23 protein-coding genes are annotated in these 24,810 nt (G+C 59.2%); 15 read left to right on the top strand and 8 right to left on the bottom strand.

What is annotated here, in order from left to right; genetic code table 11:
- The first annotated feature begins 44 nt into the window (after positions 1-44).
- Positions 45-302, top strand: a complete 258-nt coding sequence (locus tag BCF46_RS02960) for a DUF1272 domain-containing protein (protein WP_342768405.1) — start codon at positions 45-47, stop codon at positions 300-302.
- Positions 303-317: 15 nt separating this feature from the next.
- Positions 318-797, top strand: coding sequence for a protein tyrosine phosphatase family protein (locus BCF46_RS02955; protein WP_121021546.1), 480 nt, complete (start codon positions 318-320; stop codon positions 795-797).
- A gap of 99 nt (positions 798-896) precedes the next feature.
- Here BCF46_RS02955 and BCF46_RS02950 read toward each other — a convergent pair whose 3' ends face one another.
- The 7 genes from BCF46_RS02950 to BCF46_RS02920 all read right to left on the bottom strand — a co-directional run bounded on the left by BCF46_RS02950 (position 897) and on the right by BCF46_RS02920 (position 11,892).
- A complete protein-coding gene (locus tag BCF46_RS02950; RefSeq protein WP_121022259.1) occupies positions 897-2,729 on the bottom strand; it encodes a M3 family oligoendopeptidase in 1,833 nt (610 codons plus the stop codon).
- An 82-nt stretch (positions 2,730-2,811) separates the two neighbouring features.
- Complete coding sequence (locus BCF46_RS02945) at positions 2,812-3,615, bottom strand: phosphodiesterase (RefSeq protein ID WP_121021544.1); 804 nt, start codon at positions 3,613-3,615, stop codon at positions 2,812-2,814.
- 128 nt (positions 3,616-3,743) lie between these two features.
- Positions 3,744-7,187 carry a pyruvate carboxylase gene (locus BCF46_RS02940; RefSeq protein WP_121021542.1) on the bottom strand — a complete coding sequence of 1,148 codons (3,444 nt, stop codon included), beginning with the start codon at positions 7,185-7,187 and terminating at the stop codon, positions 3,744-3,746.
- 133 nt (positions 7,188-7,320) lie between these two features.
- Positions 7,321-8,451 carry an alpha-hydroxy acid oxidase gene (locus BCF46_RS02935; RefSeq protein WP_121021540.1) on the bottom strand — a complete coding sequence of 377 codons (1,131 nt, stop codon included), beginning with the start codon at positions 8,449-8,451 and terminating at the stop codon, positions 7,321-7,323.
- Between the two features lie 12 nt (positions 8,452-8,463).
- Entirely contained in the window at positions 8,464-9,240 is a 777-nt protein-coding gene (locus BCF46_RS02930) for an alpha/beta hydrolase (RefSeq protein WP_121021538.1), read from the bottom strand.
- A complete protein-coding gene (locus tag BCF46_RS02925; RefSeq protein WP_121021535.1) occupies positions 9,240-10,619 on the bottom strand; it encodes a helix-turn-helix domain-containing protein in 1,380 nt (459 codons plus the stop codon). Before BCF46_RS02925 ends, BCF46_RS02930 begins: the two co-directional genes overlap by 1 nt.
- A 58-nt stretch (positions 10,620-10,677) precedes the next feature.
- Entirely contained in the window at positions 10,678-11,892 is a 1,215-nt protein-coding gene (locus BCF46_RS02920) for a multidrug effflux MFS transporter (protein WP_121021533.1), read from the bottom strand.
- Between the two features lie 174 nt (positions 11,893-12,066).
- Here BCF46_RS02920 and BCF46_RS02915 point away from each other — a divergent pair, with 174 nt between their 5' ends.
- From BCF46_RS02915 to BCF46_RS02885, 8 genes are all read left to right on the top strand, one after another.
- Positions 12,067-13,599: an acyl-CoA carboxylase subunit beta gene (locus BCF46_RS02915; RefSeq protein WP_121022257.1), complete on the top strand. Its 1,533-nt coding sequence runs from the start codon at positions 12,067-12,069 to the stop codon at positions 13,597-13,599.
- Positions 13,600-13,606: 7 nt separating this feature from the next.
- Entirely contained in the window at positions 13,607-14,002 is a 396-nt protein-coding gene (locus BCF46_RS02910) for a RidA family protein (protein WP_121021531.1), read from the top strand.
- Positions 13,999-14,400 (top strand): DUF6497 family protein, encoded by a 402-nt coding sequence (locus BCF46_RS02905; RefSeq protein ID WP_121021529.1) that lies wholly within the window; start codon positions 13,999-14,001, stop codon positions 14,398-14,400. The genes BCF46_RS02910 and BCF46_RS02905 overlap by 4 nt, the downstream gene beginning before the upstream one ends.
- A gap of 214 nt (positions 14,401-14,614) precedes the next feature.
- Positions 14,615-14,746 carry a hypothetical protein gene (locus BCF46_RS20055; RefSeq protein ID WP_281250176.1) on the top strand — a complete coding sequence of 44 codons (132 nt, stop codon included), beginning with the start codon at positions 14,615-14,617 and terminating at the stop codon, positions 14,744-14,746.
- Between the two features lie 189 nt (positions 14,747-14,935).
- Positions 14,936-15,295, top strand: coding sequence for a hypothetical protein (locus BCF46_RS02900; RefSeq protein ID WP_121021527.1), 360 nt, complete (start codon positions 14,936-14,938; stop codon positions 15,293-15,295).
- Between the two features lie 355 nt (positions 15,296-15,650).
- Positions 15,651-15,851 carry a hypothetical protein gene (locus BCF46_RS02895; RefSeq protein WP_121021525.1) on the top strand — a complete coding sequence of 67 codons (201 nt, stop codon included), beginning with the start codon at positions 15,651-15,653 and terminating at the stop codon, positions 15,849-15,851.
- A 114-nt stretch (positions 15,852-15,965) separates the two neighbouring features.
- Positions 15,966-17,966: an acetyl-CoA carboxylase biotin carboxylase subunit gene (locus tag BCF46_RS02890; protein ID WP_121021523.1), complete on the top strand. Its 2,001-nt coding sequence runs from the start codon at positions 15,966-15,968 to the stop codon at positions 17,964-17,966.
- Between the two features lie 6 nt (positions 17,967-17,972).
- Positions 17,973-18,551 (top strand): hypothetical protein, encoded by a 579-nt coding sequence (locus BCF46_RS02885; RefSeq protein ID WP_121021521.1) that lies wholly within the window; start codon positions 17,973-17,975, stop codon positions 18,549-18,551.
- A 119-nt stretch (positions 18,552-18,670) separates the two neighbouring features.
- Here BCF46_RS02885 and BCF46_RS02880 read toward each other — a convergent pair whose 3' ends face one another.
- On the bottom strand, positions 18,671-19,147 hold the full coding sequence (locus tag BCF46_RS02880; RefSeq protein WP_121021519.1) for a DUF4174 domain-containing protein: 477 nt from the start codon (positions 19,145-19,147) through the stop codon (positions 18,671-18,673).
- Between BCF46_RS02880 and BCF46_RS02875 the strand changes: the two genes are divergently transcribed.
- The 5 genes from BCF46_RS02875 (at position 19,146) to BCF46_RS02855 (ending at position 24,740) form a co-directional block, all read left to right on the top strand.
- Positions 19,146-20,264: a hypothetical protein gene (locus tag BCF46_RS02875; protein WP_170157844.1), complete on the top strand. Its 1,119-nt coding sequence runs from the start codon at positions 19,146-19,148 to the stop codon at positions 20,262-20,264. The two genes, BCF46_RS02880 and BCF46_RS02875, sit on opposite strands and share 2 nt — an antisense overlap.
- A complete protein-coding gene (scpA, locus tag BCF46_RS02870) occupies positions 20,227-22,359 on the top strand; it encodes a methylmalonyl-CoA mutase (protein WP_121021515.1) in 2,133 nt (710 codons plus the stop codon). Before BCF46_RS02875 ends, scpA begins: the two co-directional genes overlap by 38 nt.
- Positions 22,359-22,874, top strand: coding sequence for an MAPEG family protein (locus BCF46_RS02865; protein WP_121021513.1), 516 nt, complete (start codon positions 22,359-22,361; stop codon positions 22,872-22,874). Before scpA ends, BCF46_RS02865 begins: the two co-directional genes overlap by 1 nt.
- A gap of 110 nt (positions 22,875-22,984) precedes the next feature.
- A complete protein-coding gene (locus BCF46_RS02860) occupies positions 22,985-24,064 on the top strand; it encodes an AI-2E family transporter (RefSeq protein WP_121021511.1) in 1,080 nt (359 codons plus the stop codon).
- A 4-nt stretch (positions 24,065-24,068) separates the two neighbouring features.
- Positions 24,069-24,740 (top strand): P-loop NTPase family protein, encoded by a 672-nt coding sequence (locus BCF46_RS02855; protein WP_121021509.1) that lies wholly within the window; start codon positions 24,069-24,071, stop codon positions 24,738-24,740.
- Positions 24,741-24,810: the final 70 nt, after the last annotated feature.

Below are 24,810 nucleotides of genomic sequence, written 5' to 3'. Positions count from 1 at the left end.
AATAAAATTGCTGTTAGTCTACAAACAGTTTCATAGGAGAATTGATGATGCTGGCCCTCAAACCGAATTGCGAGTGTTGCGACAAAAACCTGCCTCCGGCGGCGACCGATGCACGGATATGCACATATGAATGTACGTTTTGCGCCGATTGTGCGGGTAACCGGTTCGAAAACACGTGCCCCAACTGTGGCGGCAATCTTGTGCCACGGCCAATCCGCACTGAAAAACAGCTGCTAAAACATCCTGCGTCCACCAACAGGTTTACGAAGGCACATCCCGAATGCGCTGACCTGCACGGCTAAGAGTTGGAGAACCCCATGCGCGATTTACCCGAAATTCTGAATTGGAGACGGCTCGATCATCGGATCACTCTGTCCGGCCAGCCAACGGAAGACCAGCTTGCCGAGATACGAGCTTTGGGCGTGACCCATATCATCAATCTTGGACCGCATCACAACAAGGGTGCGCTTGCGGATGAGGAGGGCACCGTAACAGCGCTTGGCATGGAGTATATTTATATCCCTGTAGAATTTGATGCCCCGACGGATGAGGATTTTGACAAATTCCGCGCCGCGATCGGCCGTCTTGATGGTAGGCAAGTCCACGTGCATTGCATCTACAATGCGCGCGTGACAGCCTTTTTCTACCGGTACGCCAAGACCGGATGCACCATTCCCGAAGCAGACGCGTTTGCTCTCATGGATGGCATCTGGAGACCAGGAAGTGACTGGGCTAGATTTATTGAGCGCAAAGAGGCGTCAAATCAGCCAAACCGCTACGCTGGCGATGACTACTGAATCTCGACCGGAGCAAGTCCCTGTCGCAAAAATTAACTTGGCCCATTTAGCTTCGACAAGGAAATGCCCCGCTCAGAAGCGCGGAGTTGCTTCGGCAAACTACCCCTCCATAGCCTCCAACTCGTCGATCATTCCAGAGATCATCGACAGGCCCTTGTCCCAGAATTTCGGGTCACTCGCGTCCAACCCAAATGGGGCCAGCAGCTCTTTGTGGTGTTTGGAGCCTCCGGCTTTGAGCATGTCGAAATACTTGTCCTGGAAGTCGTCGCCGCCTTCCTCGTAAACGGCATAAAGCGCGTTTACCAAGCCGTCGCCGAAGGCGTAGGCGTAGACGTAAAACGGCGAGTGGACGAAGTGCGGGACGTAGGACCAGAAGGTCTCGTAGCCGTCCATGTATTCGAACGCGGGGCCTAGGGATTCCGCCTGCACGGACATCCACAAAGCACCGATATCGTCGGGGGTCAGCTCGCCATGGCTGCGGGCTTCGTGAAGTTTGCATTCGAAATCGTAGAAAGCGATCTGGCGGACGACGGTGTTGATCATGTCCTCTACCTTGCCCGCGAGCAGGATTTTGCGCTCGGCTTGGGTTTTCGCCTTGGAGAGCATTTTGCGGAAAGTCAGCATCTCGCCAAAGACGGAGGCGGTTTCGGCCAGCGTGAGGGGGGTGGAGGACAGCAGTTCCCCCTGACCGGCAGCGAGGACCTGATGGACGCCGTGGCCCAGTTCGTGCGCGAGGGTCATCACGTCGCGGGGTTTGCCGAGGTAGTTCAGCATCACGTAAGGATGCACGTCGGCGACGGTGGGGTGGGCGAAGGCGCCGGGGGCCTTGCCGGGCTTGACGCCTGCGTCGATCCAGCCGCGTTTGAAGAACGGCTCGGCGATGCCGGCCATCTCGGGGGCGAAGTCGTGATAGGCCTCCATGACGGTATTCTGGGCCTCGTCCCAGTTGACCAAGCGCGGGTCTTCATGCGGCAGGGGCGCGTTGCGGTCCCAGACCTGCATGACGTCAAGGCCCAGCCATTTGCGCTTCAACTCGTAATAGCGGTGCGACAGCTTGGGGTAGGCGGCGACGACGGCGTTGCGCAGGGCCTCGACCACCTCCGGCTCCACATGGTTGGCAAGGTGGCGGCCGGTTTGGGGCGTCGGCATGCCACGCCAGCGGTCCTCGATCTGCTTTTCTTTCGCCAGCGTGTTGTGGACGCGGGAGAAGAGTTTGACGTTGTCTGCGAAGACGCGCGACAGCTCGCGCGCACCGGCCTCGCGCTTGGCGCGGTCGGGGTCGGTAAGCAGGTTGAGGGTGCCTTCGATGCCAAGCTCTTCGCCGTCGACCGTGAATTTCAGGCCGGCGATGGTTTCGTCGAACAGCCGGTTCCATGCCGCCGCACCAACCGCGGACTGGTCATGAAGGAACTTCTCCAACTCGTCGGACAGCTGGTAGGGGCGCATTGCGCGCAGACGATCAAAGATGGGCTTATAGCGGGCAAGGTCGGGGTCTTGGGCAAACAGCGCGTCGAGTTGCTCGTCGGGGATGCGGTTGATTTCCAGCGAGAAAAACACCAAAGGCGTGGAGAACGCGGTGATCTTGTCCTGCGCGTTGGCCATGAATTGGGCGCGTTCGGCGTCGGTGGTGTTCTGATAGTAGCGCAGCCCCGCATAGGACATGATGCGGCCGGAGACAGTGTCGATCTTCTCGTAGCGCAGCACGCAGTCGAGCAGGCCTTTGGCGTCCAAACCGGCCAGATTGCCCTCGTAATCTTCGGCGAACTCGGCGCAAGCGTTCTCCAGCCAGTCCATGTCGCGCTTGAATTCCTTGGCGTCAGGGGCGGTGTAGAGGTCACTCAGATCCCAGTCGGGCAGGTTGCCCAAACCGCCGCCGCCCTCGGCCAAATCGCGAAGGGGAGTTTTGGGGACGGGCAGGAATGGGGTGCGCATGGGAAGTCCTTTGTTCGAGTTCCCCCGCAACTTATGTGCGGGGGGCAGGGGCAACAAGGCGAAGGTGATCAATTCGTGGAGATCAGGCGGAATGACCGTCCACTGTGGGCGCACCGCGCGGGGCAAGATCATCGTTATGGACGATGACACCGTCATCGGTGAACAAGACGACGCCGTAGCCACCCGCCTCGTCAATGGAATGATCGCTACCAGCGACACCCAGATACATCGGTGTTTGGTGGCAGGTGCCCTTGAAGGTCGCGTAAGGGGTGCCGCGCGCGCCGCCGGAGATCGTGCGATGCACGTGACCGCATAGCAGCTGCACCACGTTGGAAAACTCCGCAATCAGGGCATGCAACTCGTCCTCGTTGCGCAGGCGAATGTCGTCCATGCCGTCTAATCCGGTCAGGAAGGGCGGGTGGTGCAGCGCCAATGTGACCGGCGCGCCGTCGGCAGCCTCCAGAGTTTTGCGCAGCCATGCCATGCGCGCTTCACACAGAATGCCGGAATGACGGGGGGTCGCATCCGCGTCGAAACTGTCGAGGCAGATCAGACGATGGCTGCCAAGCTCGACCACATGCTGGACATGGCCGGACGCCGTCATTGGGGCTTCCGGAAATTCAGCAATAAATGCGGCGCGGTCGTCATGGTTGCCCAGCATAAGCGAGACCGGAATGTCCACGCGCGCCAGCACGTCTCGCAACTGCGCATATTGGGCAGGGCGGCCGTGATGGGTCAGATCCCCAAGGATAACGATCCGTGCGGCATCGGGATGATGCTCCACTGCATGGTCCAACACACCGGCGAGCCGCTCGGAGGGGTTGAGCCCTATGATATTCCCATCGGCCTCAACCAGATGAGTGTCTGTTAAAACTATTAATTTCATCTTGGTTCAAATATTCCCGCCGGAGGCTCCGAACTGAGCCACAAACGAATCCTAGCGGGCCATTTCACAGGCCGCTAGTCCAAGTTTCCCAAAATATGATGCCGCCCGCAGAGCGGGCGACAATTAGGTCAGACCTCTTCGAACTCGATCAGCAGGTCTTTGGCGTCGATTTGCCCGCCGGGGACGACATGTACGGCCTTGATAATCGCGTCGCGTTCGGCGTGGATGCCGGTTTCCATTTTCATGGCTTCGATGGTCAGCAGCAGATCGCCCTCTTTGACCTCGGCCCCGGCACGGGCCGCGACGGTGGCCACAACTCCGGGCATCGGCGCGCCGATATGGTTGGGGTTGCCAACCTCGGCTTTCGGCATCCGCGCGGTGGCGGAGGCGGCTTTTCGGTTGGGGACGCGAACCACGCGGGGCGCACCGTTCAGCTCGAAAAACACCTTGGCTTCACCGGCGTCATTCGTCTCGCCCACCGCCTGCATGCGGATTTCCAGCGTCTTGCCTGGGTCGATCTCGGCGCTGATTTCCTCGCCCGACTCCATGCCATAAAAGAAGGTCCGCGTGGGCAGGGTGCGTACAGGGCCGTAAATCTCGTGGCGCTGGGCGTAATCGGTGAAGACCTTCGGGTACATCAGGTAGCCGTTCAGATCCTCGTTATCTATCTCTTGCCCGTCCAGCTTGGCTGAGATTTCGGCGCGGGCCGCTTCCAGATCGACCGGCTCCAACTTTTCGCCGGGGCGGTGGGTCATCGGTTTCTCACCCTTGAGGATTTTTGTCTGGATCGCCTTGGGCCAGCCGCCGGGAGGTTGCCCCAGATTGCCGCGCATCATGTCGATGACGCTATCGGGGAAGGCGACGTCGGTCTGCGGGTCTTCAACCTCCACACGGGTCAAGCCTTGGGACACCATCATCAACGCCATATCGCCCACCACCTTGGAGGATGGCGTGACCTTCACGATATCGCCGAACATCTGGTTCACATCGGCATAGGTCTGCGCGACCTCGTGCCAGCGTTCTTCCAAGCCGACGGAGCGGGCCTGCGCTTTGAGGTTGGTGAATTGCCCGCCGGGCATTTCGTGCAGGTAGACCTCGGAAGCGGGAGCCTGCATGCCGCTCTCGAAGGCTGCATACTGACCGCGCACGGTCTCCCAATAGTCGCTGATCTGGCGCACGGTTTTGATATCGAGGCCGGTGTCGCGCTCGGTATGGGCCAGGGCTTCGACCACAGAGCCGAGTGTCGCCTGCGAGGTGTTGCCCGACAGTGCGTCCATGGCGCAATCGACGGCGTCCACACCCGCTGCGGAGGCCGCGAGGATCGACGCAATCGCCCCGCCGGCAGTGTCGTGGGTGTGGAAGTGGATCGGCAGACCGACCTCTTCCTTCAGCGCCTTTACAAGGATCGTGGCGGAGGCAGGCTTCAGCAGCCCCGCCATATCCTTCAATCCCAGCACATGCGCACCCGCGTCTTTGAGCTGTTTGCCCATGTCGACATAGTATTTCAGGTTATATTTCGCGCGGTCTGGGTTTAGAATGTCGCCGGTGTAACAGATCGACCCTTCGCAGACCTTACCGGACGCGTTCACCGCGTCCATCGCCACGCGCATATTCTCGACCCAGTTCAGGCTGTCGAACACGCGGAAGACATCGACGCCGGTTTCCGCCGCTTGGCGCACGAACTCCTGCACGACGTTGTCAGGGTAGTTGGTGTAGCCGACGCCATTCGACGCGCGCAGCAACATCTGAGTCATCACGTTGGGCATGGCCGCGCGCAGGTCGCGCAGGCGCTGCCACGGGCATTCCTGCAAGAAGCGGTAGGCCACATCGAAGGTCGCGCCCCCCCAGCATTCCATGGAGAATAGCTGCGGCATGTTCGCGGCATAGGTCGGGGCCACGCGGATCATGTCGATGGAGCGCATTCGGGTCGCCAGCAACGACTGGTGACCGTCGCGCATTGTCGTATCGGTGATCAGCAGTTGTTTTTGGTCCTGCATCCAGTCCGCCACGGCTTGGGGGCCGTGATCCTCCAGAATGTTGCGCGTGCCATATGCGGGCTCCCCCGCAGGCTGTGGTGCCTTGGGGATGCGGGCCTCGGCGGGCACGGGGCGGCCTGCGGTCTCGGGGTGACCGTTGACGGTAATGTCGGCGATATAGGTCAGAATTCTGGTGGCCCGGTCGCGGCGCTGCTTGAAGTCGAACAGCTCGGGCGTCTCGTCGATGAATTTGGTGTGGTACTCGTAGTTCAGGAAAGTCGGGTTCTTGAGCAGGTTTTCCACGAAGGCGATATTGGTCGACACACCACGAATACGGAACTCACGCAGGGCGCGGTCCATGCGGGCAATGGCGGTCTCGGGCGTGGGGGCCCATGCGGTGACCTTTTCCAGCAAGCTGTCGTAGAAGCGCGTGATCACCGCGCCGGAATAGGCGGTGCCGCCGTCGAGCCGGATGCCCATGCCGGTGGCCACGCGGTAGGCGGTGATGCGGCCATAGTCGGGGATGAAGTTGTTTTGCGGGTCTTCCGTGGTGATGCGGCATTGTAGGGCGTGGCCGTCAAGCTTCACGTCATATTGCGACGCGCAGCCGGTGGCCTCGATCAGCGACTTGCCCTCGGCGATCAGGATTTGCGCGCGCACGATGTCGATGCCGGTGACTTCCTCGGTGACGGTGTGCTCTACTTGGACGCGGGGGTTGACCTCAATGAAGTAGAATTCGCCGCTGTCCATATCCATCAGGAATTCGACGGTGCCGGCGCATTCATAGTTCACATGCTCGCAGACTTTTTTCCCGAGCTGGCAAATTTGTTCGCGCTGCGTGCCTGACAGATAGGGGGCGGGCGCGCGTTCCACGACCTTCTGGTTGCGGCGTTGGACCGAGCAGTCGCGTTCGTACAGGTGGTATATCTCGCCGTGGCTGTCTCCGAGGATTTGGACCTCTACGTGGCGGGCGCGAACGATCATTTTCTCTAGGAAACCGGCGGAGTTGCCAAAGGCGGCTTCGGCCTCACGGCGGCCTTCCAGCACCTTTTCTTCCAGTTCGGCTTCTGAATTGATGGCGCGCATGCCCCGCCCGCCGCCTCCCCATGAGGCCTTGAGCATCAGGGGGTAGCCAACGTCGGCCGCCTCTTTCTTAATGGCCTCCATGTCGTCGCCCAGCACATCCGTGGCGGGAATGACCGGCACGCCCGCCTCGACGGCGACGCGGCGCGCGGAGGCTTTGTCGCCAAGCGCGCGCATGGTCGCGGCCTTGGGGCCGATGAACTTGATGCCGGCGGCGTCACAAGCGTCGACAAAATCGGGGTTTTCGGACAGTAGACCATAGCCAGGGTGAATCGCGTCCGCACCGGACATTTTGGCGACGCGGATGATTTCCTCGATGCTCAGATAGGCGGCCACGGGTCCAAGACCTTCACCGATTTTGTACGCCTCGTCGGCTTTGAAACGGTGCAGGCCCAGTTTGTCTTCTTCCGCGTAGACGGCGACGGTTTTCTTGCCCATTTCGTTGGCGGCGCGCATGACGCGGATGGCAATTTCACCGCGGTTGGCGATGAGGATTTTCTGAAACTCGGCCATGGCAGGGGGACCCTTCTTTGTGCAGTTGCAGCATGAATAGGGGCAAAGGGACGTTGCGTAAACTAGCTACGACTGGGTAGTTGCAAATTTTTGTTGGCGCTAACAGAGGGTCGAAGTCCTTGTTTGTCTGCGCTCATAGCAACCTAGCTGGCAGTTCTTTTAGTGTTTTCGTGCCCAGTTGGCCCATGTTGGAGACCATGTCCTTGGCCAATATATCTGCCAAATGGGCGGGTCCGGCATCGCCCAATGCGCCAAGTGCATAATGCCACGGGCGGCCCATCATGACGAAATCTGCGCCAAGCGCTATGGCGCGCAGAATATCCAGACCGCCCTCGATGCCGCTGTCGAAGATCAGCGGCAGGGTGGTGGCCGCGCGGACATGGGGCAGGGCCTCGATCGTGGACAGCCCGCCGTCGAACTGGCGGCCTGCGTGGTTGGAAACCCAGAGCGCGTCAACGCCTTCGTCTTGCAGCCGCGCGGCGTCGTCGGCGTTGCAGACGCCTTTGATGATCAACGGCCCGTCCCATTCGTCTCGCAGGTATTTGACGTAGTCCCAGTCGGGCGAGGTGCGGAGCAGGTAGCCGACGTGTTCCGTGGAAGACAGGCTGGTGGTCTGCTCGGCGTAGCTGTCCATCAGCTTCATGCGCGGCATACCGGTCTTGCGGATGCCGTTGAGCCAAGTGGGGCGCAGGGCCGCCTGCATCGCCAGCCGTCCGGTCAGGCGCGGCGGTTGGGTCAGCCCGCCACGGGTCTGGCGTTCGCGGCGCGACGCGACGGGGACGTCGACGGTCAGGATCAGCGTGTTGAAGCCAGCGGCCCTGGCGCGGGCCATTATGTCTTTACGAATGTCGGGGTCGCGGGGGGGATACATCTGGAACCACGCGTCCTCGCCCAGATACGGGGCCACGTCCTCGGGCGTTTGGGTGGCGACGGTGGACATGGAATAGGGGATGCCTTGGCGGGCGGCCTCTTGTGCCAGCAATCGCTCCGCGCCGGGCCAGATTAGGCCGGACATGCCGACGGGGGCGACGCCGAAGGGCAGCTTGTAGTCGCGACCAAGGAAGGTGGTGGACAGATCAGGCGTGAACTCGCCATGCAGGATTGAGGGGCGCAACAGCACCTCGTCCAGCTTGGTGCGGTTGCGCTTGAGCGTAGCCTCATGACCAGTCGCGCTGTCGAGATATTCCCAGACGAAATGGGGGATGCGCTTGCGGGCGCGGGCCTTGAGGTCGGACAAGCCGGGGTATTTGGCGTGGTGATCCATTTGATGCGGCCCTCAAAACTGGCGTAGAAACTTGTAGAGACGGCGCTGCGCATCGCCGGTCCACATATTGATATGGCCCGCGCCCTGTACTGGGTAAAGCTCCTTTTGTTTGGAGCCAGCGGCGTCGAGGATGGCGCGGCCCATGGTGGGCGGGATCAGATCGTCTTTGGTGCCGTGCAAAATAAGTAGCGGGGCTTGCAGCTTTGGCGCGCGGTCGATGCTGGGCCAGCGACTGAGCATGAGGCCCGTTGCAAGCGGCAATTGCGGGTGCATATGTGCTGCGACGTCTTTGAGTGACGTGAACGGAGCCTCAAGTACGATTGCACGGGGACTGGAGGTCGTGGCAAGATTGATAGCGATGGCGGCTCCGATACTCTCGCCATAAAGAATTGGAATTGTTGGATTTCCAGTGAGCTGCCCGCTGGTTAGCGCAGCATAAAGTGCGGCAATATCTGACGTGATGCCTGCCTCGGTTGGCCAACCCTTGCTGCCGTTCCCGCCGCGCAAGGACGGGGCGACGATGCCGTAGCCGCGATCCATCAGGCGTTGGAAGCGCGCTGTGCGCTTGGCGATGTGACCCGCGTTGCCGTGTAGGTAGAGGACTGTCGGCTTGCCGCGTTTGGGCGGCGCGGTCCAAACGACCATGCCGTCGAGCTTGCTTTCGGTGATGCGAGCGTCGGAGGGGGCGATGGCGCGAGGGTCGAGGGGGTATACGACGAGCCGCTCCAGTCCGAAATACGCACCAAAGAAAAGCGCCAGCAGCAGAATTGGGCGCAGCAGGTAACGCATTATTCGACGGTGTAGGGCAGTGTGCCGCGCTGATCGTGGTCGACAGTGAGTTTGCTTTCGAGCGGCGGGACAGAGCGTTGGTGGCAGTCACGGCGCGGGCAGATGCGGCAGGATATACCAATAGGTTCAAAGGCTTGTGGGCTGGCTGGAAGCAAGTCGTCAGTATAGACTAAAGCGCCAGCATGGGTCATTTCGCAGCCTAGGGCGATTGCGTAACGACGGGTGGGCGCAGTGAAGCTGCCGCCGGGCTTGGAGACGTCGCGGGCGATGGAGATGTAGCGTGCGCCGTCAGGAGTTTCGGCCAGTTGCCGCAGGAACCTGCCAGGCGTTTCAAACGCGCGGTGGACGTTCCAGAGGGGGCACGGGCCGCCGAAGCGGGCGAATTGCAGCCGGGTGGCGGAGTGGCGTTTGGTGATAGTGCCCGCCTGATCGACGCGGACGAAGAAGAACGGGATGCCCTTGGCACCGGGGCGTTGCAGCGTGGACAGGCGGTGGGCGACCTGTTCGATCGACGCGCCGAACTGGTCGGCGAGTTGTTCAAGATCGTGACGAGCCGCCTGAGCCGCCTCAAGGAAGGCGGAGTAGGGCATGAGCGCCGCACCGGCGAAGTAGTTTGCCAGCCCGATCTTGGCGATATGCCGTGCGGCGTCGGTTTGGAAGCGGGCAAGGTCCAGCGTGGCCTCTAGAAGCTCGTTTTGTTCGAGAAGTGCAATCTGGTGCAGTAGTTGGAATCGCTGGGTCGAGGGCGCAGAGCTTGCTGCAAGGCGCAGGGTGTTGCTGGCGGGATCATAGCGGCGCAGGCTCTTGCTGTCCGTGAACTCAAGGTCGAACTTTAGATTGCCGGCTCGTAGAATGTCACCTTCGGCGGTTTTTGCAAAGCGTTCGGCGGCGCGGTCGACTGCGTCGATGTAATTGTCGCAATAGTGAAAGAAGTCACGGACCTCTTCCCATGGACTGGGCTGTAGATTGGTGGCTTCCTGACCCAACACTTCGTCGAGAGAGGCGAGGCGTTCATGGGTTTGACGGTAGGCGCGGTGCAACTCGATAAACGCGCGCGATAGGGCAGGCGCATTTGAGGCGGCGAGGCGCAGGTCCGCAAGAGGCGGCGCGATTTCGGCGAATATCGGATCGGACAGCGCTTCTGCCATGTCGGTGACCATGCGCTCGGCGTCGCCGGTCGACAGCTCGGTCACGTCGAAGCCAAACTCGCTGGCCATGGCAAGGACCACGGAAGTGGACACGGGCCGGTTGTTGTTTTCCATCTGGTTGAGGTAGGGTAACGACACGCCCAACTTGGCAGCAAAAGCCTTTTGTGTCAGTGCCATGCGGGTCCGAAGTTCCCGCAGCTTGGTACCAGCATAGAGTTTCCGTGGGGCCATATCCGGCGTGCCTTTGCAGTTTTGCTATATAGCGTCATAGCCTTTGCAAAGCCGGTACTCAAGCGTGCCGGACTGCTTTCTCGCGACGTAGGACGAGCAGAATGCATACGAGGCTCGCAGCCGCGCTGAGCAGCATGACCCATTGTAGCGGATAGCTGCCATGGCCGTGTTCTAACAAGGATCCGGAGAGGGCGGCCAGTGCCGCGCCGCCGCCGATCATGATTGCACCGCCGACCCCAGAAGCTGTGCCTGCCAGATGCGGACGGACGGACAGCAGGCCTGCAGTGGCGTTTGGCAGTACCATGCCGTTGCCGAGACCAACAAAGGTGCAGAAAGCAAAGAAGGTGAAGGCGGAGCCGTAACCGATTGCTGTGACCGCCAAAGATGCGGCCATACCGGTCACCAGCAGGATGGAGCCGATCAGGATCATTCGGTTCACTCCAATGCTGACAGAGTAGCGGCCGGAGATCATGTTGCCGATGAAATAGCCAATGGCGGGAACGCCGAAAAGGTAGCGCGTGGTGGTGGGTGGTAATTCGTAGACGACGGAAGCCACGTAGGGAGAGCCGCCAAGAAAGGCGAAGAATGCGCCGGATGCAAAGGCGGCTGATAGTGCGTAGCCCCAAAATCTTTGAGAGGTGAAAAGCTCTGGATAGTCAGCGAATTGCGCCATGAAGCTAACAGATTTAGCCCGATTGGTTTCGCCTTGATCGGCCCAGCACAGCAGGGCAAGCCCCGCCCCGAAGGCGAAGGTGAAAAGGAAGATCGCGCGCCAGCCGAATATCTCGTCGATGAAGCCGCCGATGGTGGGTGCAAACATCGGGACCAATGACATGCCCATGGTAACGTAGCCAATGGTGGACGCGGCTTCGGCCATTGGGACTACATCGCGCACGATTGTACGTGACATCACCATGCCGACCGCAACCGACGCTGAGATCATGCGGAATGTCAGGAACATCTCGATCGAGGTGGACAGGTAGCAGCCGATTGACGCGAGTGCGGAAATAGCGAGCGCACCGATCACGATGGGGCGGCGACCATAGCGGTCGGATAGCGGGCCGATGATGATCTGTAGCAGGGCGGTGAAGGCCAGATACAGCGAGATCGACAGCTGCATGACACCGTATTCTGTGTCGAACGCTTCGGTCATAGCCGGAAGTGACGGCAGAAAAACCGACATGTTCATAGCCGACACTCCGGCTAGGAGGACCAGCGTTATGATATGTGGCGGAGTGGCGCGATCAAATAAGCGCGCGGACGTGTAACTCATAGGATGGACGATAGGGTGACGCCTTTGGAAGGTGAACCCTTTAGTTCAGTTTATTTGCAGTTTTGCAATATGCTGCAAGACGACTTTGCTCTATTTGCAAATTTGCCGTTTGTTCCTTTGCCGCGACGCGGCGCGGGTGTAGGTTCTTGCCAACTTATTTGGGAGGCCCGCGCCATGAAAGATATCCTAAGCGAACTGGAAGACCGCCGTGAAACGGCCCGCCAAGGTGGCGGAGAGCGTCGCATCGCATCTCAACACGCCAAGGGTAAACTGACGGCGCGAGAACGGATCGAGCTGCTGCTGGACGAAGACAGCTTTGAAGAGTTCGACATGTTCGTGGCGCATCGCTGCACCGAGTTCGGGATGGAGAAAGACCGCCCCGCAGGCGACGGCGTTGTGACGGGGTGGGGCACCATCAACGGGCGGCTGGTTTATGTGTTTTCCCAAGACTTTACGGTGTTTGGCGGCTCGCTGTCGGAAACCCACGCCCAGAAGATTTGCAAGATACAGGACATGGCGGTGCAGAACGGCGCGCCGGTCATCGGGATCAACGACTCCGGCGGCGCGCGTATTCAAGAAGGCGTGGCGTCTTTGGCGGGATACGCCGAAGTGTTTCAGCGCAATATTATGGCATCCGGCGTGGTGCCGCAGATCAGCCTCATCATGGGGCCGTGCGCGGGGGGTGCTGTGTATTCACCAGCCATGACCGACTTCATCTTCATGGTGAAAGATTCGTCCTACATGTTCGTTACCGGCCCTGATGTGGTGAAAACCGTGACCAATGAAGTGGTCACGGCAGAGGAGTTGGGCGGAGCGTCGACGCATACGCGCAAGTCCTCGGTTGCGGATGGGGCGTTCGAGAACGACGTGGAGGCATTGGCCGAAACGCGGCGCTTGGTGGATTTTCTGCCGCTCAACAACCGCCAGAAAGCGCCTGTGCGTCCGTTTTTTGATGATCCGGCGCGCATTGAGGCCAGCCTTGATACGCTGGTGCCGAGCAACGCGAACAGCCCATATGATATGAAAGAGCTGATCGCCAAGCTGGCGGACGAAGGCGACTTCTTTGAAATACAGGAAGATTTCGCCAAGAATATCCTGACCGGATTTATCCGCCTTGAAGGGCAGTCCGTCGGTGTTGTCGCCAACCAGCCGATGGTGCTGGCGGGGTGCTTGGATATTGACAGCTCGCGCAAGGCCGCTCGGTTCGTACGGTTCTGCGATGCGTTTGAAATCCCGATCCTGACGCTTGTGGATGTGCCGGGCTTCTTGCCCGGAACGTCTCAGGAATATGGCGGCGTGATCAAGCACGGCGCGAAGTTGCTGTTTGCCTATGGCGAGGCGACGGTGCCGAAAGTGACGGTGATTACTCGCAAAGCCTATGGCGGGGCCTATGACGTGATGGCGTCCAAACACCTGCGCGGCGACTTCAACTACGCATGGCCCACTGCGGAGATTGCGGTGATGGGGGCCAAAGGGGCCGTTGAAATTCTGTACCGTGCCGAGCTGGGGGATTCCGAGAAAATTGCAGATCGGACTGCCGACTATGAGGACCGCTTTGCCAACCCGTTTGTGGCCGCAGAGAAGGGCTTCATTGACGAGGTGATCATGCCGCACTCCACCCGCAAGCGCGTGGCGCGGGCTTTTGCGTCGCTGCGGGGCAAGTCGGTGACGAACCCGTGGAAGAAACACGATAATATTCCGTTGTGAGGCTGTGATGACCGAATTTCACAACATATCCAACGCACCGACACATGTGGCCCCGTTTTCCCATGCGGTCGAATCAGATGGCTGGGTGATCCTTACCGGACAGATGCCGACCAAACCGGGCGGGGCCACTACCGACCCGCTGGACGAGGGCGTGGAGGCGCAGACGCGGCAGGTGATGTTGAATCTCGAAACCGTGCTGAAGGGAATCGGGCTGGACCTGAGCCATGTCGTGCAGTGCCGCTGCTTTCTGACTGAGTTCGAGCGGGATTACGCGGTGTTCAATGAAACCTACAAAAGCTTCTTTCCCGCTGATCGGCTGCCAGCGCGCACCACAGTGGGGGTAACGGCCTTGGCCGTGGGGGCTTTGGTCGAAATCGACTGTATCGCGAGGCGGCCCGGATGAAATCGGCCGCGCTGGCAGTTTTGATCGCGACGGGGACGGCTTCGGCCGAGGCAGTTCCCTTGCGCGGTCTGTCGGCGGTGGACTATTTACCCCATGAGGTCCTTTTTGAACCCGCTGGCGCCTATGACGCTGTGCGTCGCTTGGTGCGAATGCGGCTGGTCGCACCGCAAATCGCGGATCAGGAGCAGTTCGGCTTTGATGTGGTAGAGCCAGACTTTCAGGCGCTCTGCGATGGTGAAGGGCTTCGAATTGTTGCTGAATTTGCACCCAATGCCCGAGAAATCGTAGTGTCTGTTGCGTCGGAAGCGGTGCCATTCGGCGAATCTGCGCCGAATGTGGTGCAATACTTCGATTTATTCGGTGTCGAGGGCAACACCTGCGTTTGGGGTGGATTATGACCAGAACACAATATGTTGGCCGGAATAGCTCAAGCTGTGGCAGGGATGTTTCATTTGCAGTTCATCGCGCTTTAGCCACATCGAAGATATATTTTTTTACTAATGGAACGGCTACCTTGCAGGCAGGTTACATTTCTGTGACCCCTAACGTGTGCGAGGAAGGAGTGGGGATTAGCCCCGCTAATGATTCGTCAGACCAAAACAGGAGACTCAGATGTCCAAGAGCATCAAAGCACTCGCAGCCTTTGGCTTCGTTGCAATCGTCGCAGCATGCGGCGGCCAGCAAGAAGAAGAAGTTGTTATCATTGAGCCAGTTGCTGCTGAGCCAGCATACAACAAGTACTAAAACTACATTTGCGGGGCGGGCTTTCCGCATCGCCCCGCAAAACCTTACCGGCCTGACAGCGCAGACAGCGCGTGCGGCCCCCCTCATTTTCAAAAGTGATACACGTCCCGTAGCTCGCGCCCGCGCGACCCGTTCGCATGCGCGCATGCCAGAACGCGGGATGCACGACTTTCGCTCAAAGGTGACACCATGTTGAAACACAAGGGATTTCCCTCGCGGCTACCGGGAACGGATTACCAGTTTACCATCCGTCGCGATAACAAGGACGGGGCCACTCCTTTAACCAAACGCGAACGGTATGCGGACCGGCGTCCGATGGACCGGCGGGCTGATGCCGGATTCATGTGGGCTTTGGTGCAGCATTTTGGTGAGGAGCCGTTCGAGCGTGGCAACCTTGATGCGGGGCGGTTGAACTGGCTTTTCGGTCGCGAAGTCGTCCCGGCGGAAGATCCGTTCGACCCAGCAAGCTACGAAGCACTGCTGCGCATCGACATCCGCCGCGTTCAAGGGACGTTCCCGAACGCATTTGCAGAAGAATTCATCGAATAATGGGCAAAATTACGCTGACATATGAGCGATTTAAGCGATTTAATGCTCAAATTGACGCTGGGGCAGTAATCGAGTTTGCTCAGCCTGCTGAGTGTCGCATCGTGGCTGAGCAGGTTAATCCCTCCAGCACAGAGATGCGCCTGCATGTACAAAACCGTTACCCTTCCCCTCTGAAGAGGTCTGCTCGTTTGGGCAGACCTCTTTTTTTCTGTGCGGGCGGGCGCGGGCGGCAAAGTGCCGATGCTTCCCCTGCGGTTCGCGCAGAATTCCGCCAAATTCAGCGTTCTAGAAAGTTTTTGAAACTTTCTCGCGCATTCGGGTGTTGGGTCTCCAAGAGCAATCAAGGAGAATTCCAATGCGTAAGACATTCCTCATCTCGACTCTTTTTGCGGCAGCCTTTGCGCTGTCAGCCTGTGATTCCGACGCCGAACGCGGCCTTGTTGGGGCAGGCGCAGGCGCAGCCGTTGCCTCGGCCACAGGTGGCAACGTCGTTACGGGTGCTGTCCTTGGTGGCGCGGCAGGCGTGTTCTGCGACGACGCAGGCATCTGCAAGTAACAACCAGACAACCATTAACCAGACCAACAGGGCCGGGACGCGCAGATGCGCGCCCCGGCCTTTTTTGATGCAAGACCCCCGGCCGATGGGCTGGGCAAGAGGGGACCTGACCTAATGTTCAAGAAAATCCTGATCGCCAACCGTGGTGAAATCGCCTGCCGTGTCATCAAGACCGCCCGCAAGATGGGCATCAAAACGGTAGCGATTTATTCTGATGCCGACGCGCAGGCGATGCATGTGCAGATGGCGGATGAGGCGGTGCATATCGGGCCACCCCCAGCTAATCAGTCCTACATCGTAATCGACAAAGTGATGGCGGCGATCAAGGAGACTGGGGCAGAGGCCGTGCATCCGGGTTACGGGTTCTTGTCGGAAAACTCCAAGTTTGCGGAAGCACTGGAAGCCGCTGGCGTCGCCTTCATCGGGCCACCTGTTGGCGCGATCGAGAAAATGGGGGACAAAATTACCTCCAAGAAGATCGCCCAAGAGGCCAACGTGTCCACGGTTCCGGGCCATATGGGGCTGATCGAGGATGCTGAAGAAGCGGTGAAGATTTCCAAGGAAATCGGCTATCCAGTGATGATCAAAGCCTCCGCTGGTGGTGGCGGCAAGGGAATGCGGATTGCGTGGAATGATGACGAGGCCCGTGAAGGGTTCCAGTCATCGAAGAACGAAGCCGCGAATTCCTTCGGTGATGATCGCATTTTCATCGAGAAGTTCGTCACCCAGCCGCGCCACATCGAAATTCAGGTTTTGGCTGACGCGCATGGCAACTGCATCTATCTGGGCGAGCGGGAATGCTCGATCCAGCGACGCCAGCAAAAGGTGATCGAGGAGGCGCCGTCGCCGTTTCTGGACGAGGCGACCCGCAAAGCTATGGGCGAGCAGTCATGTGCATTGGCGCAGGCGGTTGGCTATACCTCTGCCGGTACGGTGGAGTTCATTGTCGATGGTGACCGCAATTTCTACTTCCTTGAGATGAACACCCGTTTGCAGGTGGAACATCCTGTGACCGAGTTGATCACAGGCGTGGACTTGGTCGAGCAGATGATCCGCGTGGCTTATGGTGAAAAACTGAAGCTGAAGCAAAAGGACGTAAAGCTGAACGGCTGGGCGATGGAATCACGGCTTTATGCGGAAGACCCGTATCGCGGCTTCCTGCCGTCGATTGGCCGCCTGACCCGCTACCGCCCACCGGCTGAGAAGCACAATGACAAGCGCGCCGTGCGCAATGATACGGGCGTTTATGAGGGCGGCGAGATTTCGATGTATTACGACCCGATGATCGCCAAGCTGTGTTCTTGGGGGCCAACCCGCGCAGAGGCCATCGAGCACATGCGCGTAGCGCTGGATAGTTTCGAAGTGGAAGGCATTGGCCACAACCTGCCGTTCTGCGCCGCTGTTATGGATCATCCGAAGTTTGTGTCCGGCGACATCACCACCGCGTTTATCGAGGAAGAATACCCTGAGGGCTTCACGGGAGTAGAGCTGCCGAAAGAGACCTTGGCACGCATCGCGTCCTCGGCGGCGGCTATGCACCGCGTTGCCGAAATCCGCCGCGCGCGAATTTCCGGCACCATGGACAACCACCGCCGCAAGGTGGGAAAGGATTGGGTCGTGACCCTGCAAGGCGAGCACTTTGAGGTGAAGATCAAGGCCGACAAAAAGGGCGCGACCGTGAAGCACGCCGACGGCACCAAGCAACGTGTCTCCTCGGATTGGACGCCGGGCGACAGCCTTGCCAAGCTGAAGGTCGATGGCGAGAAGCTGGTGCTGAAGGTCGAAAAGATCTCCGGCGGGTTCCGGATGCGCCACCGTGGCGCGGACCTGAAAGTGCATGTGCGCACGCCGCGTCAGGCTGAACTGGCATCCTTGATGCTTGAGAAAACGCCGCCTGATACTTCCAAGCTGCTGCTCTGCCCGATGCCGGGTTTGATCGTCAAAGTGGACGTGGAAGTCGGTGACGAGGTGCAGGAAGGCCAAGCGCTATGCACTGTCGAGGCGATGAAAATGGAAAACATCCTGCGTGCGGAGCGTAAGGGCAAGGTGTCCAAGATCAACGCGTCCGCCGGCGACAATCTGGCCGTGGACGACATCATCATGGAGTTCGAATAATCCGCGATGGCCGTTTTCGACAACATCATCGACCCAAGAGTGCAGCAGGCAATTGTCGGCGGGCTCTTCTTGGCGGTGGGGTGGGTCTATAACGGCCATCGCAACCGCTTGCGGGAACGGCGGCGGCGTCTGGAGAAGATGCAGGATGTGCAGACCGCGTTGATTGCGGAGATCGACCACTACGTGGTGACGTTGAAGCAGTTTGACCTGACCGCCACATGGCAGCGCATTGTCGGGGCCATGGAAGATGACGACAGCTACACGCCCGTGGTGCCCAGCGAGCGTAACGATACGGTGTTTTCGGCGCTTGTCGCAGAAATTCATCTTCTGCCGGAGGAGGTTATCCAGCCGGTCGTAGGCTATTACAATCAGGTGTTCGCGGTGGATGCGATCATTGACGACTTGCGCTCCGATTTGTTTCGCGAAATGGACCAAGTGCAGCGCATCGGCATGTATACCGACTACATCGCCCTAAAGCAGGAAGCATTGGCACGTGGAGAAACGGCCCTGCGCGCGTTACGCGTCAGCACGGGCCGTGAACCTAACCCTAGTAGCCGGGTCGCGGACCCGTCTGACCAGTCATAGGGGGAGGAGATTTTGGCGTCTTGGACATATCACTCACCTCTTGGGTCTACGGTCGGGCAGAATGCCGTTCCTGCGACTAATATAGGTACCTTTGCGTTAATGCGCAATGAAGCAGGCGCTCAATCGTTCAATTCGGCGTCTTGCGCCGCCCGTCTGTCGCGGAGTTCCTGCAAGCGCAGTGGCATTTTGTCGATGGCGCGGGTGATTTCGCGCACATCCCACGGGGACGGCTTGCGCAGTTCCACTTCGCCGTCTTTGCCGATTAGCACCATCATGAACCCGCGCGGACGCAGTGTGTTGCGAATTTCGGACGGGTTTTTAGGGTCTGAGTCGATCAAGATCACCACATCGCGGTCAATCAGGGGGTCCGGTCGCGCCTCCAAAAGCTCGATCTGGCGGGTGAAGCGCGGATCGGCTGGGGTGTCGGCAAACACCACAACGGCGCGTCTGAGCCAGAGAAAATCGCTCAAATTCGCCTCAACTGCATCATATGGGCCGATTGCGGTGGGGTCGTCCAACACGTTTTCGGGCAACCCTGCGGCCAAGGTCTGGGTGGCAAAAAATGCAGATAAAACAAATAAGATAGCGTGTTTCATGAAGGCTCCCTCTGCCCCTAATATAGGGGGCAATTTCGGGAATGGAATGGTGCGCTTGCGCACAAATGCGCCAGCCTTGCGTGTTAAGCCAATGGTCAGCCTTTGGGCTGACAACAAACGCTCCAGTCGGTCGCACAGGGCGACAGGTGCTACAGGGGCGTTTGTTGTGGATATTTGCCTGCATCTTGGGGCGCATCGGACCGGATCGACCGGTTTTCAGGTCATGCTGAACGGCCAGCGGCCCGCGCTGCGGCGTGCCGGACTTGCCTATTGGGGGCCGGAGCGCACCCGTGGTGGCCTGCTGGCAGGGCTTGTGAAGAACCCGCATCATCTGAGCACGCGCGATACACAGCTTGGACAACGCTCCTGCGGGCGGTTGCGCATGGAATTCACGCGGCTGGAGCATGCGGGTGTCCAGCAGCTTATCCTGAGCGAAGAAAACCTTATCGGCACCATGGCGCAGAACTTGGAGGCGGTGCGTCTTTATGGTCAGCTTTCGGGTCGTCTTGAACGGGTTAGCCCCGCATTTGAGGGGCGTGGTTTGCGCATCGGTATCGCTATCCGTGCCTATGATCTGCATTGGGCCTCGCAGCTGGCGTTCAGGGTGAAGGCAGGGGCGGCTTTGCCGTCTGCCGCCGATTTGGACCGGCTGGCCACCCAACCACGTCGCTGGCACGATGTGATTGCCGATATTGGCGACGTCTTCCCCATGGCACAGCTTGTGGTCTGGCCGTTTGAAGGCTGGGTCGCTAATCCAGCCCCGCTGGTTGCCGCACTTGCCGGTCGGCCTGTGGCACTTGGACCAATGGCAAAGCCGTATAAATCCAACGCCTCTGCGCCAGCAGCAGCGCTCGCGAAGATTGCTGCGGAACGCGGTGATCTGGATGGCGCCTTGCGGCTGGCTACAGCACGGCATGGCGCCCGCTACATGCCGTTTGACAGTGAACAGATTTGGAAGCTGCAAGAAGATTACCGCGCGGACATCGCTTGGCTAAAGGCCGGAGCGGGGCCGCGTGTGACCTACCTCGACCCGACCGAAGATACATTCTGCGGGGCAGACATGACAGAAGGAAGCCACCATGACCGAGAAGAAAGAAGCGTGGGAAGCGCGCGCTGAAAAAGAGCTGCGCGGCCGCCCACTGAACGAATTGACATGGGACAGCCCTGAAGGGATCGCGATCCAGCCGGTTTACACCGAGGAGGACGCGGCGGGTCTAGAGCATATGGGCTCCATGCCGGGAGAGGGGCCATTTACCCGTGGCCCGCGCTCGACCATGTATACGGGGCGTCCTTGGACGATCCGGCAATATGCGGGGTTCTCGACCGCCGAAGAGTCTAACGCGTTCTACCGCAAGGCTTTGGATGCAGGGCAGCAAGGGGTGTCGGTCGCGTTCGATCTGGCGACGCACCGCGGCTATGACAGCGACCACGCGCGTGTAGAGGGCGATGTGGGCAAGGCCGGCGTGGCGATTGACAGCGTCGAGGATATGAAGATCCTGTTCGACGGCATCCCGCTGGACAAAGTGTCGGTGTCGATGACCATGAACGGCGCGGTGATCCCTGTGCTGGCCTCGTTTATCGTCGCTGGTGAAGAGCAGGGCCATGACCGCGCGGTGTTGTCCGGCACCATCCAGAACGACATTCTCAAAGAATTCATGGTGCGCAACACCTACATCTACCCGCCGGAGCCCTCCATGCGGATCGTGTCGGATATCATCGCGTTTACCGCGTCGGATATGCCGAAATTCAACTCGATCTCGATTTCCGGCTACCACATGCAGGAAGCGGGCGCGAATTTGGTGCAGGAGCTGGCATTCACGCTGGCCGACGGGCGCGAATATGTGCGCGCAGCGATTGCTAACGGCATGGACGTGGATGCGTTTGCGGGGCGGCTGTCGTTCTTCTTTGCCATTGGGATGAACTTCTTCATGGAAGCCGCCAAGCTGCGCGCGGCGCGGTTCCTGTGGCACAAGATCATGAGCGAGTTTAACCCCAAGAAAGAGGGTTCCATGATGCTGCGAACGCATTGCCAGACCTCTGGTGTGTCGTTGCAGGAACAAGACCCCTACAACAACATCGTGCGCACGGCCTATGAGGCCATGTCAGCGGTGTTGGGCGGGACTCAGTCGCTACACACAAACTCGTTTGACGAGGCCATCGCGTTGCCCACCGCGTTTTCCTCGCGGATTGCGCGCAACACGCAACTGATCTTGCAGAACGAAACCAAGGTCACCAAGGTCGTCGATCCATTGGCAGGGTCTTTCTATGTTGAAAAACTGACCTCTGATCTGGCGGACGAGGCGTGGAAAATCATCGAAGAGATCGAGGAAATGGGCGGCATGACCAAGGCCGTGGCCTCCGGCATGCCCAAGCTGCGTATCGAGGAAGCGGCGGCTCTGCGTCAGGCGCAGGTGGACCGTGGCGAGGAAGTGATCGTCGGGGTCAACAAGTTCCGTTTGGACAAGGAAGACCCGATCGACATTCTGGATGTGGACAACGTCGCGGTGCGGCTGAGCCAGATCGAGCGGCTTGATAAGATCAAAGCGTCGCGGGACCAAGCGGCCTGCGATGCGGCCTTGGCGGCGTTGGAAGAGGGCGCAAAATCCGGTGAAGGAAACCTTCTGGCGCTGGCGGTGGATGCCGCGCGGGCACGCGCAACTGTGGGAGAAATCAGCATGGCTATGGAAAAAGCGTTTGGCCGCCACCGCGCGGAGGTGAAGACTTTGGCGGGCGTGTATGGCGCAGCCTATGAGGGCGACGCAGGCTTCGCGGCTATCCAGAAAGATGTCGAGGACTTTGCCGAGGAAGAAGGTCGTCGTCCGCGCATGTTGGTCGTGAAAATGGGTCAGGACGGACATGACCGCGGGGCAAAAGTGATCGCGACGGCCTTTGCCGATATTGGCTTCGACGTCGATGTGGGGCCATTGTTCCAGACGCCGGAAGAAGCTGCACAGGACGCGGTGGACAATGACGTGCATGTCATCGGCATCAGTTCTCAGGCGGCGGGGCACAAGACATTGGCCCCGAAACTGGTGGAGGCGCTGAACGCGGCAGGTGCCGGGGACATTCTGGTGATTTGCGGCGGGGTAATCCCTCAGCAAGACTATGACTTCCTCTACAAAGCTGGCGTGAAAGCGATCTTCGGGCCGGGGACAAATATCCCGGAGGCAGCGAAGGATATCCTCGCGCTGATCCGCAAGGCGCGCGATTGATGGGAAAGCGGGCGCTCATCCTGATGGGGATGGGTGCCGGCGCTGTTTGGGCGCTGGCGGTGATACCGTTGGCGCGGGCGGCCTCGCGACAGGTGCAAATGCCGCTGGCCGACGCGCTGGCTTTGGGGCTTCTGCCAGCTGGCATTGTGCTGCTCTTGATGATTGGTCGTTTGGCCCAACGGCGGTTCTTTGATGATCAAACCATCGACGGAGATCCCTATCAGGCTGGGTCCGTCGCCGAGATCGATCAAAGAGTACTGCATAACTCTATCGAGCAAACCGTGCTTAGCATTGCGCTTTGGCCCTTTATCGGTATGGCACTGGGGGCGGGCCCTGTCCTACTTTTGGGGCTGTCTTTTGCCGCAACACGGCTGTTGTTTTGGGTCGGTTACCACGTCTCTCCATCTCTGCGGGCATTCGGTTTTGCTGCAGGGTTTTACCCTACCATCACACTTTTGGTATTTGCGCTGGTTCTGGGGTATCAGGAGGGGCGATTTAATGTCGTAGCGTTCTGACAGGGGCCGTCAAAGTCTCAATGGTCGTGATCACGTCACGGAAAATGATGTCGGAAGCCTTGAAACCGGCCTCTCCATAGGTCACATCTGAGCCTGAAAGAGAGAATTCTATGGCGCTACCGGTCCGCGATCAGGCGAAATATTGGGGCATCGCCACAGCGGCGTTCCTGCTGGCATTGTGGTATCTGGGCGACGTCATGCTGCCGTTTATTGTGGGTGGGGCGATTGCCTACGGGTTGGACCCGTTGGCCGACCGGCTGGAGCGCATGGGGGCGAGCCGTGTCGTAGCGACCACGATCATTAGTTTAATTGCAATTTTTGTGTTCATCTTGATGGCGGTTTTGATCATCCCGATGATTGTCAGCCAAGCGGCTGGACTGTTTGAAAGCGCCCCGGATTTATTCGCGCGCTTGCGTGACTTCCTGTCGGAGCGGTTCCCTGAATTGGGCGATGCAAACTCGACCCTGCGCCAGTCGTTGTCGTCCATCGGGGCGACTATTCAGGAACGCGGAGGGGAGTTTGCCCAAAGCGTGTTCTCCTCAGCGCTTGGCGTCATCAACGCCGTTGTGTTTATCGTCGTGGTGCCTGTTGTGGCGTTCTACATGCTGCTGGATTGGGACAATCTCGTGGCCAAGATTGATACCTTCCTGCCACGTGATCATGCGCCGCAAATCCGTAAGATTGCGGCCGAGATCGACCTTACCCTTGCCAGCTTTGTGCGCGGCCAGCTGACGGTTTGCGCTATTCTTGGTGTGTTTTACGCCGTGGGATTGATGCTGGTTGGTCTGCAATTTGGACTTGTTGTCGGGTTCATTGCCGGGCTGATTTCGTTCATCCCGTATATCGGCGCAGTGATTGGCGGGGTGCTGGCGGTAGGTTTGGCCCTGTTCCAGTTCTGGGGCGAGCCTGCGATGATCGGCGCAGTGGCGGCAGTGTTCGTAGCTGGGCAGTTCCTTGAAGGCAATGTTTTGACCCCGAAACTGGTCGGCGAAAGCGTCGGGTTACACCCCGTCTGGTTGATGTTTGCACTGTCTGTTTTTGGCACATTGTTCGGCTTTGTGGGCATGCTGGTCGCGGTTCCCGTGGCCGCGTCGCTGGGTGTGGTGGCCCGCTTTGGGACTGAACAATACCGCACCAGCCGTCTCTATAGTGGGCTGGACAGCGACGACGACCCGGAAGGCACTGCATAAACTTATGTCGGAACAATTGGCATTTTCCCTACCCGCCAAGGAGGCGTTGGGGCGCGAGGACTATTTCGTGTCCGATGCGAACGCACTGGCTGTGGCTGCTGTTGAGAATTGGACCAACTGGCCGTTGAGAAAACTGGTTCTGGTTGGTCCGTCGGGATCCGGAAAAACTCATCTGGCGATGGTTTGGGCGCATGAAACAGGCGCGCGGGTTATGTCGGCTGATGTGCTGGATGATCCGGCCGCGTTGGCGAATGGCCCGTTGGTGGTTGAGGATTTGCACCTGATTTGCGGCGATCGTTCGGCAGAAACGCAAGCGTTCCATCTGCATAACCTTATGCAGGAAGGGGGGCATCCGTTGCTTGTAACCTCTGCCACCGCACCTGCGCGTATGAGTTTCGCGTTGCCTGACCTCAAAAGCCGGATGGAAGGGACGTCCATCGCAACCTTGGAAGCGCTGGATGACGCATTGTTGATGGCACTGGTGATGAAGATGTTTTCCGACAGGCAGATCGCAATTAAACCCGATTTGCTGAACTACGTGATGCCGCGCCTGCCACGAAGCTTTGACGCTGTGCGCGGGTTTGTGGAGACCGTGGACGCCCGCGCCTTGGCCGAAAAACGGCCTATCGGCAAAGGGCTAGCGCGTGACGTTTTAGCCGAAATTACGGGTGATTAAGCGCAGACCGTCTGGACACTTCGAGGCATTATCTCCACATTCGTCATCGTGACCTTACATTCTCAAATCA

The organism is Litoreibacter meonggei (genome assembly GCF_003663885.1).
Lineage (GTDB): Bacteria > Pseudomonadota > Alphaproteobacteria > Rhodobacterales > Rhodobacteraceae > Litoreibacter > Litoreibacter meonggei.
Note: the sequence above shows the minus strand (reverse complement) of the source record. Positions and strands in the feature narration are given on the sequence as shown.

Coding starts and splice junctions, on each gene's coding strand:
- BCF46_RS02885 (WP_121021521.1), top strand. CDS start 17,973: ATGGCCGTTTTCGACAACATCATCGACCCAAGAGTGCAGCAGGCAATT.
- BCF46_RS02865 (WP_121021513.1), top strand. CDS start 22,359: ATGGGAAAGCGGGCGCTCATCCTGATGGGGATGGGTGCCGGCGCTGTT.
- BCF46_RS02945 (WP_121021544.1), bottom strand. CDS start 3,615: ATGAAATTAATAGTTTTAACAGACACTCATCTGGTTGAGGCCGATGGG.
- scpA (WP_121021515.1), top strand. CDS start 20,227: ATGACCGAGAAGAAAGAAGCGTGGGAAGCGCGCGCTGAAAAAGAGCTG.
- BCF46_RS02920 (WP_121021533.1), bottom strand. CDS start 11,892: ATGAGTTACACGTCCGCGCGCTTATTTGATCGCGCCACTCCGCCACAT.
- BCF46_RS02900 (WP_121021527.1), top strand. CDS start 14,936: ATGTTGAAACACAAGGGATTTCCCTCGCGGCTACCGGGAACGGATTAC.
- BCF46_RS02905 (WP_121021529.1), top strand. CDS start 13,999: ATGAAATCGGCCGCGCTGGCAGTTTTGATCGCGACGGGGACGGCTTCG.
- BCF46_RS02940 (WP_121021542.1), bottom strand. CDS start 7,187: ATGGCCGAGTTTCAGAAAATCCTCATCGCCAACCGCGGTGAAATTGCC.
- BCF46_RS02935 (WP_121021540.1), bottom strand. CDS start 8,451: ATGGATCACCACGCCAAATACCCCGGCTTGTCCGACCTCAAGGCCCGC.
- BCF46_RS02930 (WP_121021538.1), bottom strand. CDS start 9,240: ATGCGTTACCTGCTGCGCCCAATTCTGCTGCTGGCGCTTTTCTTTGGT.
- BCF46_RS02910 (WP_121021531.1), top strand. CDS start 13,607: ATGACCGAATTTCACAACATATCCAACGCACCGACACATGTGGCCCCG.
- BCF46_RS02960 (WP_342768405.1), top strand. CDS start 45: ATGATGCTGGCCCTCAAACCGAATTGCGAGTGTTGCGACAAAAACCTG.
- BCF46_RS02950 (WP_121022259.1), bottom strand. CDS start 2,729: ATGCGCACCCCATTCCTGCCCGTCCCCAAAACTCCCCTTCGCGATTTG.
- BCF46_RS02855 (WP_121021509.1), top strand. CDS start 24,069: ATGTCGGAACAATTGGCATTTTCCCTACCCGCCAAGGAGGCGTTGGGG.
- BCF46_RS02915 (WP_121022257.1), top strand. CDS start 12,067: ATGAAAGATATCCTAAGCGAACTGGAAGACCGCCGTGAAACGGCCCGC.
- BCF46_RS02860 (WP_121021511.1), top strand. CDS start 22,985: ATGGCGCTACCGGTCCGCGATCAGGCGAAATATTGGGGCATCGCCACA.
- BCF46_RS02895 (WP_121021525.1), top strand. CDS start 15,651: ATGCGTAAGACATTCCTCATCTCGACTCTTTTTGCGGCAGCCTTTGCG.
- BCF46_RS20055 (WP_281250176.1), top strand. CDS start 14,615: ATGTCCAAGAGCATCAAAGCACTCGCAGCCTTTGGCTTCGTTGCAATC.
- BCF46_RS02880 (WP_121021519.1), bottom strand. CDS start 19,147: ATGAAACACGCTATCTTATTTGTTTTATCTGCATTTTTTGCCACCCAG.
- BCF46_RS02925 (WP_121021535.1), bottom strand. CDS start 10,619: ATGGCCCCACGGAAACTCTATGCTGGTACCAAGCTGCGGGAACTTCGG.
- BCF46_RS02890 (WP_121021523.1), top strand. CDS start 15,966: ATGTTCAAGAAAATCCTGATCGCCAACCGTGGTGAAATCGCCTGCCGT.
- BCF46_RS02875 (WP_170157844.1), top strand. CDS start 19,146: ATGAAGGCTCCCTCTGCCCCTAATATAGGGGGCAATTTCGGGAATGGA.
- BCF46_RS02955 (WP_121021546.1), top strand. CDS start 318: ATGCGCGATTTACCCGAAATTCTGAATTGGAGACGGCTCGATCATCGG.